We start from the raw sequence: 14,674 nt of genomic DNA, 5'->3' as shown, positions 1-14,674 counted from the left end.
CGCGATGGCAAACACTCCCGTACCACGCATGCGACGCGCCGTCGTTCTCGGCGCGATCGCGGTCAGTTGTGTCCTCCTTGGATTGGTCGCCTGGTGCGGATATGGAGTGTTCGCCACGCGGGGAATCCATGCAGCGGCCTCAGGAGACCCGACAGCCGCCGGCCGGATGGCTCGGTATGCCGGGAGCTTTAGCCTCGCCCAGTTATCGCTTGGGATGATCGCCGTCGGCATGGGATGGGTCGCCATTCTCCGAAGCGGAGAATCTGAGCTCGCCCGAAGGCTCGGCTATTTCGCCATCGGACTCGGCTTCTTTGTGCTATTGCTCCTCATGGCACTCGTCTAATCTCTGAGCCAGAATAATCAACCGCATTAAAAACACCCAATCTTATTTCATTCCAAAACATGAACAAACAAAAAAATCAGAGAGCAAGACAGCCGCCCCGGCCGTATTTCCAACGGGGTTAGCGTGAATCCGAGGCATTATTGCCCAAGGCCCTTGGAACATCATCCATTTTTTCCATGAGAAACCCGCCGGAAAGGAAATACGGCTTCGCCTTCCAAGGCAGACCGACTCCTTGTTAGGTTCCTCGCGATCGGGATGTTCGACAGCGCCGTGGTATCCGGCGTCATTGACGACTCGGCGGCCGGTAACGATGCCAGACCAAGCGGGCAAGCATGCCGGCGAAGAGAGCGGCGGGAAGTAAGGCGAGTAGGTGGAGGCCGCTCACAAAGAGGACGAATCGGCCCATATCCAACGGACGACCAATCTCTCGGCCGAGGATGGAACCCTCGAACAGCGCGCGGAACTGCCACCAGAGGTTACGGGCAAAGACCGAGCACGTGATCACGCCAGCCCAGCCCACGATCTCAAAGCCGGCCCAAAACGCCCGCCGCCCTCCCCGCCGTGTGACCAGCCGAAAGAGACCGAACTCCAGCACAAGGACCATCGTGGCAAGTCCAAGGTTGGGGAATCTGGGCGGGAGGAACTCACCCTCACGTAACACGGACCAGGGATAGGATGTCCAGAAAATGCTGATTTGCAACGGGAGAATGGAACGCAAAGCGGCAAGTTTGGCGCCGATGACCGCGATCAGGGCCATCGCCCAGGCGAGTGAGTGCCGCTGCGGGTGGATCGATTCCGATGAAGGCGACATTGGGGAACGTCCATTGCTTTGGGACCGTTTACCAAGTTAAACTCAGCCCTCTATGACAACTGTCGCACTTTCGGTGCTTGCAAGCAAGAAGACTTGAGTCGGATTCCCGTTCGGGAGTTGCCCGCGATCCGATCCCACTCCGACGCCATTTTTCATCCATTGATGATTCGTGTTGCGCGAAGTTTCCCAATGATCTCACAAAGGACACAGTATTAACCCATAAAAACTTGCGCCAATTCACATCATAATAATCTTTCAATCCAAAATTCGTAAGCATGGGACACATGACATACCCTATTGAGACCCTGACCATGAGACCGTCACGGTTCCACTTCTCGCTGAGCTGGCTCATGGCTGCGGTGGCATTGGTGGCGATCGGCCTGGCGGGCGTCGGGCTCTTCCGCGAAAACCAGGCTCGGGCCGAACGCGAACCGTGCCGAGGCAAACTTCGCAACCTCGCGATGGCGTTGAAAGGCTATCAATCCCAGTGGGGAGCGTTTCCACCAGGAACCGTGCGTGGTGATCGCTTGGTTCCCGAACGTCGCCTGAGCTGGGTCATACTTATCCTCAACTGGACCGACTATTATCAGTCGATATCCTTCCTTTTCGACCCGGACTTACCCTGGGATTCTGAAACGAACATCCTCCCTCAGGTTCAGGTCTCGCCGCCGGGAGAGCCCCGCTCCGTCGAGCCCTCGACAGAGCCGCCGTGGTTCCCGATCCGGTGTCCGGCGCACCTGAGCCGAGTCAAACCGGGGATGCCGGAACCGCTCGTCTATGTCGGTATTGCCGGGCTTGGGACCGACGCCCCGAACCTGCCGATCGGGCATCCTCGAGCCGGGATTTTCGGATACAACCGTCAGACCAGGACGGCCGATCTCAAGGACGGCGCGTCATCCACCATGATGCTCGCCGAGACGACCGCCCAGGTTGGCCCCTGGACGGCCGGAGGCCCCTCCTCGGTTCGCGGCCTCGACCCCAATCGCCGACCTTACCTCGGCAGGGGCCGCCAGTTCGGCGGCACACATCGAGGCGGCGCGATGATCGCGATGGCCGATGGATCCGTCCACTTCCTCCGCGATTCGATCGCCCCGAGCGTATTCGAAGCCCCGTCCACAGTCGCGGGCGGTGAGTCCCTGCCGGTCGGCTGGGACCGATAAGGTCCCGAGTGGTGAAACGTCTCAGGGGCGGGAACAGGCCCCTTCGTGCCTGCCGACGTTCATCTCCGGGGTTCGGCGAAGATCAGGCTCCAGAACGGAACGCCCTTCTCGCCAACCGCGTAGCCAACGCCCACGTCCTTGACGTCCCCCAGAAGACTCTCCCGGTTCGACGATTCCTTGAGCCAGGCTTCCACGGCTTGCTCCGCGGTCGGCTGGCCTTGCAGGCTGGCCTGGCCGATGCGTTTGAACCGATAGCCCGACTTCTCGACGTGATCGAACGGGGTCAAGTCGTCATCGTCTTTGGAGCGGAACTCGTTTTGCGCGGCCATCGCGCGAGCATGGCGCTGCGCGACGGCCGCGAGTTTGGGCTCGAGCTTGAGCGGGGGCTTGGCGACCTGCTTGCGCTCCTGGTCGAACAGGCTCACCACATCAGCCGCGGCTTTCTCGGGGTCGAGGCGAGGCATCGGCTTGCCGAACTCGGCGCTCCAGAACGGAGTCCCGTCCTCCCCCTTCACCAGCGCGAACCCGACTTCGGTGAAGTCGCCCAGGATATTCTTCTTGTGGGGCGGACTCCTCATCCAGAGTCGCATCACCTCGGGGACGCTCCTCGCCCCGGCAGCCACGTTCTCGGCGAGGCCCAGGTAGTGGTACTCCTGGCGCTCGATCCGTTGCTGGGGGGTTGAACCATCGGTCCCCTCATGCGTCATTTTCTCATGAATCGCCATGTCACGGGCGTGGGCCAGCGCGGCCGCCTCGAGCTTCGGATTGGCGGTCAGAGGGCCCAGGTGGTTCACCTCACGCTCGCGATTGTGCGCGGCGACCAGGGCGGGGAGATCCGCGAGATTCTCAGCCTCCTCCTGCGCGCCCGCCCAGGGGCCGAACATCGACACCGCGACAAGCACGATCGCCAGGCTCGAGACGCCGCGTGGTCGGGTGCGCATCGGTGACCTCGTAAGTCGGTCGGACCAACGCGGAGGTCGCCCCCCCAAGGGCCATGACCCTCCGCGCCGGTTTCGAAACGAGCAATCGGCGTACCGACCGAATTCCGGTACTCACCCGGAGCGGAACTGGCTAGCGATCCGATCAGCGGTGGCTCGGACTGGCCGTGCCCGGATTGTACGGGCCGGTCGAAGAAAGCTCCGAATCGTCCGACCCGGTCGGTTCCGAGGAAAAGATCAGCTTGGAGCGAGCCGCGGCCGCGGCCAGCGGCTTGCCGAAAGTGGCCCCGATCGTGTCGTGCAGCCGCGCCCAGTGGTCGTCGTGGAGCGCGTCGCGCTCCTCGATGAGGGCGAGCAGGTTGGCAAACGGATGCTCAGCTTCGGAGAGGGCCTCGGTCTCGGCCGGAAGCGCCGTCCACGACCCGGCCACGATCCGCTCGCGCAACGTCTGGGCCTGGTTCTGGCAATCAAGGAGCGGGGCGAACTCACGCTCTCCCGAGTGGTTCAGGCGGAGGACCCGATCCAGGACGGACAGGGCGCGACGCCTGGTCTCTTCGGCTTTGGACTGGCGGATTTCGGCCTCGGCGACCAAGTCGAGAACCGCGGTCAGCCCTTGAATCGTGTCGAGCGTCTCGGCCGAAGGAAGAGCGACCCGCAACCCCTCCGCGCGTACCTTGGTGCGGTCGCGCAGGACGACGAACTCGCGGCGGGCCTGCCCCAGTTCTTCGATCAGCCCCTCGGGCGGAGGCGAACCCGGCGAATGGAGTTGACGGGCCGCGCCGAGCAGTCGCTCGCCGAGACTGGAGAAGAGATCAGAAATATTGACAATTTCTTGAGAGAGATTATTGCTGCTATGAGTCATTGAATCGCTCCTCGCGGCCTCGCCAGTAGGGGCGACTTGCACGCTCGTCGACAGGCTGTTGGTGCGACATTCGGGGTCAACCCTCGGCACCTCGTTTGCCGTTTGGGGTTCGAGTCAGGCGGCTTCGCCTCACGATCATGGTGGCGGCTCCCCTCGGACGCAAGACCTTCGAGGGGGGGACGCTTCGGACACTTCAGGTCAGGGCCGAACGATTTTCGAACGGGCCACCGCCACTGAGAGCGGTTTGCCGAATTCCGACTCGACGGACTCCAGCGAAGCCGTCCAGAGGTCATCGCTCAGGCCGCCCTCCTCCACCAAGGTCAGGAGTGAGTGGAACGGGTGATCCCCTTCGGCCAGCCGGGTCGCGTCGGCCGGGAGCTCGAGCACAGAGGCCTCGGCAATGGCCGTGCGATCCGCTCTGGCCCTCGCCTGGCAGGCGACGAGCGGAGCAAACTCGCTCCCATCGGCGGCGGCCAGCGCAAGCACACGATCGAGCGTCGCCAACGCCTGGCCGCGCACCGCCTCGAGCTGGGCCTGGCGGCCCTCGGCTTCGCCAAGGAACTGAAGCAGATGGGTGATCTCGTCCAGGTTCGCCAACGGAGTCGGCTCGCTCGCCGCCCCCAGTGAATCGGCCAACTGGACGACCTCAGCGCGAAGTTGCTCGAAGTCGCGTCCGCAGACGTCGAGTTCCTCGATCAAGGCCGGCGAAGGGGGCGCTCCCCCCGCCTTCCATTCTTCCGCTTCCCGGGCGAGCCGCTCTCCCACGCGAGCGAACTGAGCCGCGAGCGCCGCTTGCCGACCGATCAATTCATCACGGGTCCGCGATGTCGCAACCCCCGGCTCCGGTCGCGAACCGACCGGCCTCGCCTCGACCTCGTCAGCCGAGGCCGCTCCGGCCGACAGTTCCTCCATGGCCGGCTCGAGGCGTTGAGGGGGAACCATCGGCTCGTCCGCCGGTGGTTCCGCCGGAACGTCGGTCGAAACCGAAGCCGCAAGCGCGGGAGCAGGTGCCGGTTCGACAACCTCAACGCCAGGAGCAGCGGGCGGGCGGACCGACGAAGGGGCCGCGGCGGGTCGGTCGACTCCCTCCCAATCCTGCTTGGCGCGGAGGAGCTGTTCGAGACTATTCAGGGTCGTGGTCGTCTTGGGGTGATTGCTGCCGAGCACATCCCAGCGAATGTCAAGCGCCTGGCGCATCAAAGGTTCCGCGCCATCGAGATCGCCCCGCGCCCAGAACAGGCCGGCGAGACTGCTCAGGTTCGTGGCAAAGTCAGCATGCTTCTCGCCCAGCACCTCCCTGCGAATCTCGAGCGCCTGCCTCAGCAATGGCTCGGCCCGATCGGGATCGCCATGCATGATCAAAAGCATCGCGAGTTGATTTAACCCCGTGGCATAATCGGGGTGATGCTCCCCAATGGCCTGCTTCTGAAGGGCAAGCCGCTCGCGGGCACTCACGACCGCCTCGTTCTCACGCACGATTCCGGCCGGGATTGCTTCGGTCGCGTGACTCAATCGGTCCTCATCCTTCGGAATCAGGTGGCTTCGCGATGGCTCGGTCGAGCCCCGAGTTGGTGATTCGGCAAGAGAGGAATACCTTTCCGTCCGCGCCTTGAAGTTGCGCTTGCGAGACATTAACGACTCCCGTTCTGAAACCGATCAAGGTGTCCACCGACTCTTGTTCTCTTACCCCCAACAACAATAACCAATATTATCATTTTTTCACTTCTTGCACCGCGGTTCAGGTATCCCCAAAAACCGACGACTCGCGTGGGACGCCGAACGTGGGACGCCGGATCATTGTCACGGCGGCACTCAACGCTACGCAACAGACCGTCAATCACGTCCTGAGTGGACGAGGGACATCGCTCAACTCGAGCGGAAAGACTCGCGCCCTCGGCCTTGTTCCCGTGAGCGATCACGGTTCCCAATCACCACTTGAGCATTTTCGCACAATCGCCATCAAATTCCTCAGCCAATCCTCCCACGCACCCACGTGCGCGAACGCTCCATCCCCACTGATCGCTACTCTTGAAAAAGTCATCGCCCTCGCGTCGTCGGTTCTTGAGGGAAATCGGCGGGGGCGAGCGACCGAACCACCAACTTGCCGGATCCCTTGCAGGCAAATCAATCGTGCGAACCGGCAAACCTGGTGGGTTAAACCGAACCGGCCCCCTCCTAACGATTCATGAGGGCGAAGCCCCAACCCATCGATTGTAGGTCGCGGGAAAAGGAGGGGGGGATCGTGCGACCCTGCTGACGGGCGAGTGTCCTCGGGACCGGCGGCCACGGTCGCCGTCCTCAAGGTCGCCCCGCTTTCCCTTGTCGACGCGGTTGTGGGTATCCGATAGGAGTGGCACAAACGCGAGGTCGCGAATCTTCTGGAAACAAAAAAGGGAGAAATCCGCGAGTTTGCGACGAACCTGACCGGGAGTTTTCCGCCTTCCCCTTGTCCCGTTATTGTGTGTGATATAATCGTCTTTCAGAGGGGGTGCGAGAGGAGACTCGTTTCCCCCTTCCGGACCGGCGAAAGAAAGGCATTTGACGCTTCGGCGTTGTGCTGATCCGTTGCCGTGCCCGCCAATCATTGAGCAGCCCCATCGAATGGCAACCATGGAGCGGTGCGCGGACGGATCATGAGGCCCCGGTACGGTTCGGCGATCGATCACCCTGACGAATCCTTGCGGCGGCTGAGCCCTCAGCCGTGACGTGCGGCCCCCTCTCGTCTTCGGTTCGAGAGCTCTTCCACCCAGCCTGACGGTCCCTCGGCCACGCTCCCGAGTCGGAGGATCGTCGGCGATGCGACCCATGGTTTCATGCCGAGCGGCCTGGCTTCTCCTGGCGACAATCGCCTGGATGAGCCCGCCGGTCGTGTGGTCGGCCCCTCCTTTGGAGTCGTCCCAGCCCCAAGCTTCCGCGGACGCATCGGCGTCGGACCCGCAACACGACCCGAAAGCCGCGTTCGAACGCGCCCTCGACTTTGAGCGTCAGAAGAACTGGCAAGCCGCAATCCACGCCTATACCGACGCGCTCGAGACCTGGCCCAACGAGGTTGACTTCGTCAAGCGCCGCCGGCTTTGCGAAACCCACTATAAGCTGGTGCGCCGCTACCAGGACCAGAGCTTCCGCAACGTCCTGCTCCGTCTCCCTCAAGAAAAATCGCTGGCGCTCTACGACGAGCTGCTCGAGCGGATCGAGACCCACTACGTCGACCCGGTCCCGTTCGAGCCCTTGGTGCGCCGTGGCTTCGACAACTTCGAGGTCGCCCTCCGCGATCCTGAGTTCCTCCGGACCAACGCCGGCACCGTCGACGCCACCCGGGTCCAGTGGCTCCGAGACGCCCTCCGCGCCCGGCGCTCTCGGATCACGACCCCGGACCGATCGTCGGCCCAGACCGAAGTCCTCGCCGTCTGCGACTTGGCGGCCAAGGCGCTTCATCTCGGAGCCTCCGCGGTGATCCTCGAGTTCACCTACGGGGCGTGCGACTCGCTGGATGACTATACGAGTTATCTCACTCCCGACAAACTCGATGATCTTTATGCGATGATCGACGGCAATTTCGTCGGCCTCGGCATCGAGCTCAAGCTTGATACCGAGGGCCTTCGCCTCGTCGGTGTGATCCGAGGCGGCCCCGCCGCCGAAGCGGGCTTGAAGGTGGGCGACCAGATTACCCGCGTTGGTGAGCTGGCGGTGCGCGGCCTCAGTCTCGATGAGGCGGCCGGTCGACTCCAAGGGGCAGAGGGGACCCCCATCGATCTCCAAATCTTGCGGTCCGACGGCTCGACCAAGTCGTTCCGGATCGTCCGCCGGCACGTTGAGGTCGAGAGCGTCGCACAGTCCAAGATCGTCGACCCGGCCAGTGGAATCGGCTACGTTCAGCTCGTCGGGTTCCAGAAGAACTCCACCGAAGAACTCGACCGAGCGATCACGGCGCTTCGGCGTCAAGGCATGCGATCGCTGGTGATCGACCTCCGCGGCAACCCCGGCGGACTGCTCAACGTGGCGGTCGAGATGGCCGAACGGTTCATCGATCGTGGGATCATCGTCTCGACCAGAGGCCGCGCGCCCGGCCAGAGCCAGGTCTACAAGGCCAACGCCAAAGCACTCTGGACCATGCCCTTGACCGTCCTGATCGACCACGACAGCGCCAGTGCCAGCGAGATCCTCGCCGGTGCCTTGAAGGATCACAACCGCGCGGTGATCGTCGGCGAGCGGAGCTACGGCAAGGGTTCCGTGCAGAGCATCTTCGCCCTGCGAACCGCACCGGCCGGCTTGAAGCTGACCACCGCAAAGTTCTACTCGCCCAAGGACCAACCTTACAGCGAGCAAGGCGTAGCCCCCGACATCAAGGTGCACGTCGCCGCCAAGCCCGCGGCCGACTCGGCCGACTCGGCCGCCGCGTCCGGCACTGGCACCGACACTCCTCAACTCGAAGAAACCCCGGGCGATCCGCTTCACGACACCGCACTCGTGAAAGCCATGGAACTGGCCAAACGGCGGCTGAATGCCGCTCGCTAAGCCGTTCCGTTGGTCCCGTTGCCTTTGATTTTTGAGGGACAACCGCGGCGATGCAAAGACCGCTGGGTGCCACGGGTTGGACTCAGCCCGTGAGCAATCGCCCGGGTTTTTGGCTCACGGGTTGGGTACAACCCGTGGCACCCGGGGCTTGCACATCATTCAATGTCAAGAAAGACCAGCTCCATCCGCTTAAAGCGATTTTCGATCGAATGGATCACAGACGGAACGAGGTGACAGGGATCCCCTCGAACCTCAAACGCTCCAAGCCTCGGGTGACGGTTTTCCTTGAAACGTCTTGTGGGTGACCGCGCTGGCTTGAGACGAGATTTGCTCATTAACGGGATCGACGATGCCCGAAATTTCCGGCCGGCAGCAGACTCGGATCGACCCCGTTCCGGCCTGGACGGTCCATACCGATGCCCCCCTCAAGGGGATGGCCTTGGCCCGCGAGGCCGGGACCATCCTCGCCTGGGACGAGCGAGGGCAGCTCTATTTGCTCGACCTGCTCGGCAATCACCGCTCGGTCTCGCGGGCGCCGGATCGGGTCATCACCGGTGCGATCAGTGACAACGGTGCCTTCATTGCCTTGCTGGGCGAAGGGTCGCGGCTCTGGTTTCTCGGGGCCGATCTCGACATGATCGCCGATCGCCAGGCACCTCCGGACGCGACCAACCTGGCCATCGACCCGCACGGGCGCTACCTCGCGGTCGGCTCGCGACTCAGCATGATTCAGTTCTATAACCGGCATGGAAAGCAGGCGGGCCGGCTCGAGACCCGCCACGCGATGGCGCACCTCGTGTTTGTTCCGGACCGCCCCTTTCTGCTCGGGGCCGCGACCTACGGGATGCTCGTCGGGATCGACCTCGAGCCGGGCGCGACGGCCGGGAAGCTCGCCGCTGAAGTCGCCTGGGAAGAGTCGCTGATGTCCAACGTCGGCCGGCTGACCACCACCGGCGATGGCGGAATGATCCTGGCGAGCTGCTTCACCTACGGAATTCAGCGCTTCGATATCCGCGGGGGTAACGAAGGGGCGTACCACCTCGGCGGTACCGCCGCGCACGCCGTCCCCGACTTCGCGGGCCGGATGATCGCAGTCTCGACCCTGGAAGGAGAACTGGCCGTCCTGAGCTCCTCCGGAGGAGTGCGCTGGAAGACGATGTTGTCTCGCCCCGCGATCGCCCTCGAAGCCGACCCGCTGGGGCGTTACCTGATTCATGGCCACGCCACGGGCGAGATCGTCCGGCTCGATCTCTACGGTGGCTCGCGAACGACGCCTCGGACGGCCCCGGAGTCGAAGGCCGCGTCGCCCCGTCCCGGCGCCTCGTCGATGCGTGCGCCGGCCTGGTCGCTCCCGGTCGCCTCGACCGACGAACAGGCCGAGTCCGCCGTGCTGACCGTGCTCGACGATCCGGCTCGGATCGGGCTCATGACCAATTCCAACCGGCTGCAAATCTTCTCGGCCCAAGGCGAGAACTTGGGACAGTCGCCCGAGCTCCTCGGCTTCGGACGGGTCCTACGGAATGCCCCCGGCTGGATCGCTGCGGCGACCGATCGACATGTCATGCTCTATGATGCGCGACGGAGCAAGGCCCAGCGCGTCGACCTCAGCCTGGTCGAGATCACTCACCTGGCGATCGACCCCGATTCCTATGGCTTGGGCGTGGTCCAGGAGCGGGACCGGATCGGCCGCGCCACGCTCTCGGGGCGGTGGATCTGGAAACGAGAACTGGCCTCGTCGGTGGAAGATTTCGCGATCCGCTCCGACGGATTCACGGCCGTCACCACGACGGACGGGCGGCTCGACGTGTTCGACCCGGCCGGCGAACCGGTCGGAGGCGAGCCGGGTAACCCGTCCGACCCGTTGCTGCTGATCGAGGCCCCCGACGGATCCCCGAGCCAGGTGGCCTGGGTGACGCTGGCTCGTCGGGCTCAGGTCCTCCGCGGTCACGATCGCAAGGGAAAAGTCCACTGGCAGTCGCCGATCCCCTGGGAAGGATGGCAACTCCATCGGCTCGGTTCGATCGCGATGGTCGCGGCCCCCGACGGGCGCACCATGGCGTTCGATGGCGCGGGCCATCTCCGCGGCCAGAGCCGCGCATCCGACATTCCCCACGATGTCTTCGGCGCGGGCCCTCACGAAGGCCAGGCCTGGCGCGTCTCCCGCCAAGGGGTTCACCTGATCTGCACCGACCTCTCGGGTCGCGTCAACTGGCGTGCCGTGGCGGATCAGCCCCTCGGCCCCGTCGCCATCGGTCGCACGGGCGTCGCCGCCCTGATCGGCCGCTCGCTCGCCTGGTTCCCAACCCTCGAGACCGAATCCTAAGCAGCCTGCATGAGTAGGGTCCGCGGCATAAAATCCGCGTGAGCCTGCCTCCCCTCCAAGAACCGACAACGACCGAATTCCCACCCTGATATCGAGCTCCACGGCACCGGAATTGCAGTCTGATAAGGTTCACGTCCCGATCAACCCGGTGAATGCTTGAGAGTTCGTTCCCAAAACCGCCTCGACCCAAGGAACGGTTCATGGCGGCCCCACAAACACATCAAACTTCAGCGATCCATCTCGTGCCCCCAACGTGGTTTGCAAAGATGCCGGTCCTCAGCTCACTCGACCCTACCCTTACGACCGATATCTCCCGAGACGAGGAACAGCGAGCCAAAGTCGTGTGCGAGACCGTCGCTTTTTTCTCGATTCCGTTCCGTTTTGCGTCCCCTCGTATCCCTTGGGGGTGTGGAGTGGGGAATTCGTCGACCCAAAGCGACGGCGGGGCACCGAGGCCAAGCGGTGGGGCAACCGATGAACTTGAGCGAGTCGGCTTGCGAGCGATCGCCCCTTTGGATAAGATCGCTAGACTTTACAGAGGCGGAAACGATTCAATGAGTTCGTTTCTAGGAATAAATAACTAACGTGGCGATCCTTGCAGGGAAGCGAAATTGAATTTTCCCCGAGGAACGACCGAATGAAAGCCGACGAGTGCGTTGATTCAAATTCATTGATCTGAGATCAAGCAAGAGATCCATTCGGAGGTCTCAATGAGTCGATGTAGTTTTTCCGTCGCTCACACAGTCCGGCCTAGTGTTCGCTTGAGTGTTCACGATTGTGGCGAGGTGGAAGCCCAACGCCACAAGTGGATCGAGAGCGAGAAGGCGGGACGAGATCTCGGTGAGTGGGCCATCCGCTGTTGGGTCCGCGAGCACTGGAACGGGTTCCTCCGGGACCGCTGGCTCGAGCACCTTCAGGGACGGACCTTCTGGATCGAGCTCGACCACAACGATTTTGGGCTCCTGCAACGGGCTTTCCAAGATTCGTTGCTGATCGACGAGATCCTCGATCGGTTGAAAGCAGGGCGGGAAAATCTCGACATCCTCAACTGGGCCATCGACAACGATCTGCCCATGGAAGAGGTTCTCGAAATCCTCGAGGCGCTCGACATCAATAGCCGGAGGATTGAATGCCTCCTGGCCTCGCGACTCGCGCATGCCGGTTAGCACCCCACCCTCCGTCTGATTCTTGTTTTTTTTCTTCGCGAACTCGGGCCTTCCTCAGCGAACGATCATTGCTTGCGCAGTGATGCTTCCACCAGTGCCACGAGAGTCCGTACGAAGCAACCGGTCCCGCCGGCGTCACGAGTCGCCGAGTCGGCGTCCGCCCAGCTTGGTCCCGCGATATCGAGGTGGACCCAGGCGGTCTGACCGACGAATTGCTCGAGGAACTTGGCCGCGGTGCTCGCGCCTCCCCACTTTCCTCCCACGTTCTTCAGGTCGGCGACCTGGCTCTTGATCGCGTCCTTGAAGTCCTCGTCGAGCGGCAACCGCCAGGTTCGCTCGCCCGTCTGACGGCCCGCGTCCTGCACCTCTTGAGCGAACGAGTCGTCGTTGCTGAACAGGCCGGCGATCTTGGTTCCCACGGCGACCAGGCAGGCCCCTGTGAGGGTGGCGAGGTTGAGGACGCGAGCGGGCTTCTGCTCGACGGCATAGCTCAGCGCGTCGGCCAGAATCAGCCTTCCTTCAGCGTCGGTGTTGAGCACCTCGACGGTCTTCCCGTTGCGAATCGAGAGCACGTCCCCCAGCTTCATCGCCTTGCCGCCGGTCATGTTCTCGGTCATGACCATGTAGCCGACGAGGTTCACGGGCAGCTTGAGCTGGGCCACGGCGACCAAGGTCGCCAGCACCACCGCCGCGCCCGTCATGTCGCTCTTCATGTCTTCCATCGAAGCGCTCGGCTTGAGGGAAAGACCGCCGGAGTCGAACGTGACCCCCTTGCCGACCAGGGCCAGGGTGGGACGGTCTCCCCCTTGACGATAGTCGAGCACGACGAACGCGGGCGGCTCGGCCGAACCGGCGGCGACGCCAAGCAGGCCCCCGAACTGTTCCTCGCGAATTTTCGGTTCGTCCCAAACCGAAACACCCAGGCCGGCGGCCACGGCCACCTCGGCGGCACGGGCGGCCAGCTTCGTGGGCGGCTTCTCGGAGGGCGGAGTATTCGTCAGCTCGCGCGCCAGGTTAACCGCCTGACCGACGATCCCACCGCGCTCGACCGCCGCGGCCAGGTCGGCCTCCAGCGCCTCGTTCGGAGGCGAGATCAACTGCAAGGTGCCGAACGGGTGCCGGCTCGGTTCGGTCTTTCGCAGGCCAGGCCCCTGAGTGCCGACGATCAGGCCCTCGACCAGGGCCGACGCGATGACGTCCGGGCGATCGGCCTCGGGCAACACCACCGACACCGACTCCCTCGGTTTGCCGGCGAGCCGCTTGCCGACGGCCACCCCCGCGGCAAACGCCGCGCCGGCATCGAACCGCGCTTTCGGTCCCAGGCCGAAGATGAGGACCCCCTCGGTCGCCGGCGTATGGGCTCCGAGCAAGGGAGTCAAATCACCGAGGCCGCCGGACAGCTCCTTGGCGGCGACAAGGCGGCCGATCCACTCGCCCAGCGCGAGCTCCCGGACCGCGAGCGGGGGTTCGGACTCGCCTTCGAAGATCCCGAGCGCAAGCCAAGGGGTCTCGATGGCGCTAAGTGACCGGCGAATCGACTGGACGTTCATGGAGGTCGCAACTCGTGGGGGTAGTGGGCCGATCGGCGAACAACGAAAAAAAAGCGGTCCGAGGCCCATCGTTCTGGGCCAAGCGGCCCCATTCTCGCACTGGCCTGGAACCGCGCCAAGCCGCCTTGCCGGGTCCGGGACGAGTCGCTACAATCCGCCGCCACTCAAGTCTTGTCTTGCGCGATGAGGTGGGGTCGTCTGTTTCACTTCGACCTCCACGCTCCCTGGGAATTCTCGGATTTGGCGAACCGCGTCGGTCAAACGACCCACGGGAATCGGCCGGTCGATTTCACTCGACCGACTTGGCTCCGTCGGATTGTGACCACGCCGGTACAGGAGAGCCAAAAAAATGATCGACCTCCGCACCCCAGGGCGTATGCTGCCCCTCGCTCTGCTGCTGCTCGCCGGCCTCGGTAGTCTCAGCGGCTGCGTCGAGCGACGGTACACGGTCCGGACCAATCCCCCGGGCGCGCTGCTGGTCGCCAATGACGAAGAAATCGGGGCGACCCCGACCTCGCGCAGCTTCACCTACTACGGCGATCGCAAGTTCGTCCTCATGCTGGACGGCCACGAGACCCAGACGGTGATCCAACCGATCAAAGCACCCTGGTGGGATAACTATCTCACGGAATTCTTTACCGAGAACCTGATCCCGTACACATTCCGCGACGAACGCGAATATGTCTACCAGATGGTGCCTTCGAGCGAGCCGAGCGTCGACCATCTGCTCGAGAACGGGCAAAGCCTGCGAACCCAGGCCCAGTCCCCTCCCCCGCCTCGCAAAGGTGGCTTCTTCGGCAATCTGGGGTTCTAAGCTGCTGGCCTCGGCATTCTTTGATTTTCCGATGGGTGACCGCGGGAACGTAAAGGCTGTTGGGTGCCACGGGTTGAGTACAACCCGTGGCACCCAACAGCCTTGCGCATAATTCAATATCTAAGGAAGAACAGGTCCGCCTGCTTAGACGCGGTCGCCTTTCCGGGGTTGCTCCCCCAATAACTCACTTCG

Annotated in this window: 11 protein-coding genes; 6 read left to right on the top strand and 5 right to left on the bottom strand. The window is 63.3% G+C overall.

Features of this window, described 5'->3' with window-relative positions; translation table 11 throughout:
- The first annotated feature begins 4 nt into the window (after nucleotides 1-4).
- Entirely contained in the window at nucleotides 5-343 is a 339-nt protein-coding gene (locus tag BUS42_RS03885; RefSeq protein WP_143206231.1) for a hypothetical protein, read from the top strand.
- 283 nt (nucleotides 344-626) lie between these two features.
- Here BUS42_RS03885 and BUS42_RS03880 read toward each other — a convergent pair whose 3' ends face one another.
- Complete coding sequence (locus tag BUS42_RS03880) at nucleotides 627-1,154, bottom strand: hypothetical protein (protein ID WP_074305423.1); 528 nt, start codon at nucleotides 1,152-1,154, stop codon at nucleotides 627-629.
- 311 nt (nucleotides 1,155-1,465) lie between these two features.
- On the opposite strand from BUS42_RS03880, the gene BUS42_RS03875 reads away from it, so the two are divergent.
- Nucleotides 1,466-2,314 carry a DUF1559 family PulG-like putative transporter gene (locus BUS42_RS03875; protein ID WP_074305421.1) on the top strand — a complete coding sequence of 283 codons (849 nt, stop codon included), beginning with the start codon at nucleotides 1,466-1,468 and terminating at the stop codon, nucleotides 2,312-2,314.
- A gap of 59 nt (nucleotides 2,315-2,373) precedes the next feature.
- Here BUS42_RS03875 and BUS42_RS03870 read toward each other — a convergent pair whose 3' ends face one another.
- The 3 genes from BUS42_RS03870 to BUS42_RS03860 all read right to left on the bottom strand — a co-directional run bounded on the left by BUS42_RS03870 (nucleotide 2,374) and on the right by BUS42_RS03860 (nucleotide 5,626).
- A complete protein-coding gene (locus tag BUS42_RS03870; RefSeq protein WP_074305418.1) occupies nucleotides 2,374-3,255 on the bottom strand; it encodes a CAP domain-containing protein in 882 nt (293 codons plus the stop codon).
- A 142-nt stretch (nucleotides 3,256-3,397) separates the two neighbouring features.
- A complete protein-coding gene (locus BUS42_RS03865; RefSeq protein WP_254053286.1) occupies nucleotides 3,398-4,114 on the bottom strand; it encodes a hypothetical protein in 717 nt (238 codons plus the stop codon).
- Between the two features lie 198 nt (nucleotides 4,115-4,312).
- Nucleotides 4,313-5,626, bottom strand: coding sequence for a tetratricopeptide repeat protein (locus tag BUS42_RS03860; RefSeq protein ID WP_254053285.1), 1,314 nt, complete (start codon nucleotides 5,624-5,626; stop codon nucleotides 4,313-4,315).
- Between the two features lie 1,284 nt (nucleotides 5,627-6,910).
- Between BUS42_RS03860 and BUS42_RS03855 the strand changes: the two genes are divergently transcribed.
- The 3 genes from BUS42_RS03855 to BUS42_RS03845 all read left to right on the top strand — a co-directional run bounded on the left by BUS42_RS03855 (nucleotide 6,911) and on the right by BUS42_RS03845 (nucleotide 12,118).
- Entirely contained in the window at nucleotides 6,911-8,629 is a 1,719-nt protein-coding gene (locus tag BUS42_RS03855; protein WP_074305417.1) for a S41 family peptidase, read from the top strand.
- Between the two features lie 349 nt (nucleotides 8,630-8,978).
- Nucleotides 8,979-10,952 carry a WD40 repeat domain-containing protein gene (locus BUS42_RS03850; RefSeq protein WP_074305415.1) on the top strand — a complete coding sequence of 658 codons (1,974 nt, stop codon included), beginning with the start codon at nucleotides 8,979-8,981 and terminating at the stop codon, nucleotides 10,950-10,952.
- 785 nt (nucleotides 10,953-11,737) lie between these two features.
- Nucleotides 11,738-12,118, top strand: coding sequence for a hypothetical protein (locus BUS42_RS03845; RefSeq protein WP_254053284.1), 381 nt, complete (start codon nucleotides 11,738-11,740; stop codon nucleotides 12,116-12,118).
- Nucleotides 12,119-12,183: 65 nt separating this feature from the next.
- Here BUS42_RS03845 and BUS42_RS03840 read toward each other — a convergent pair whose 3' ends face one another.
- A complete protein-coding gene (locus BUS42_RS03840; RefSeq protein WP_074305411.1) occupies nucleotides 12,184-13,668 on the bottom strand; it encodes a leucyl aminopeptidase in 1,485 nt (494 codons plus the stop codon).
- Nucleotides 13,669-14,017: 349 nt separating this feature from the next.
- On the opposite strand from BUS42_RS03840, the gene BUS42_RS03835 reads away from it, so the two are divergent.
- A complete protein-coding gene (locus BUS42_RS03835) occupies nucleotides 14,018-14,482 on the top strand; it encodes a PEGA domain-containing protein (RefSeq protein ID WP_074305409.1) in 465 nt (154 codons plus the stop codon).
- The last annotated feature ends 192 nt before the right edge of the window (nucleotides 14,483-14,674 follow it).

The sequence above is a fragment of the Singulisphaera sp. GP187 genome, assembly GCF_900129635.1.
GTDB lineage: Bacteria > Planctomycetota > Planctomycetia > Isosphaerales > Isosphaeraceae > Singulisphaera.
Note: the sequence above shows the minus strand (reverse complement) of the source record. Positions and strands in the feature narration are given on the sequence as shown.

Coding starts and splice junctions, on each gene's coding strand:
- BUS42_RS03885 (WP_143206231.1), top strand. CDS start 5: ATGGCAAACACTCCCGTACCACGCATGCGACGCGCCGTCGTTCTCGGC.
- BUS42_RS03870 (WP_074305418.1), bottom strand. CDS start 3,255: ATGCGCACCCGACCACGCGGCGTCTCGAGCCTGGCGATCGTGCTTGTC.
- BUS42_RS03850 (WP_074305415.1), top strand. CDS start 8,979: ATGCCCGAAATTTCCGGCCGGCAGCAGACTCGGATCGACCCCGTTCCG.
- BUS42_RS03855 (WP_074305417.1), top strand. CDS start 6,911: ATGCGACCCATGGTTTCATGCCGAGCGGCCTGGCTTCTCCTGGCGACA.
- BUS42_RS03880 (WP_074305423.1), bottom strand. CDS start 1,154: ATGTCGCCTTCATCGGAATCGATCCACCCGCAGCGGCACTCACTCGCC.
- BUS42_RS03875 (WP_074305421.1), top strand. CDS start 1,466: ATGAGACCGTCACGGTTCCACTTCTCGCTGAGCTGGCTCATGGCTGCG.
- BUS42_RS03840 (WP_074305411.1), bottom strand. CDS start 13,668: ATGAACGTCCAGTCGATTCGCCGGTCACTTAGCGCCATCGAGACCCCT.
- BUS42_RS03835 (WP_074305409.1), top strand. CDS start 14,018: ATGATCGACCTCCGCACCCCAGGGCGTATGCTGCCCCTCGCTCTGCTG.
- BUS42_RS03865 (WP_254053286.1), bottom strand. CDS start 4,114: ATGACTCATAGCAGCAATAATCTCTCTCAAGAAATTGTCAATATTTCT.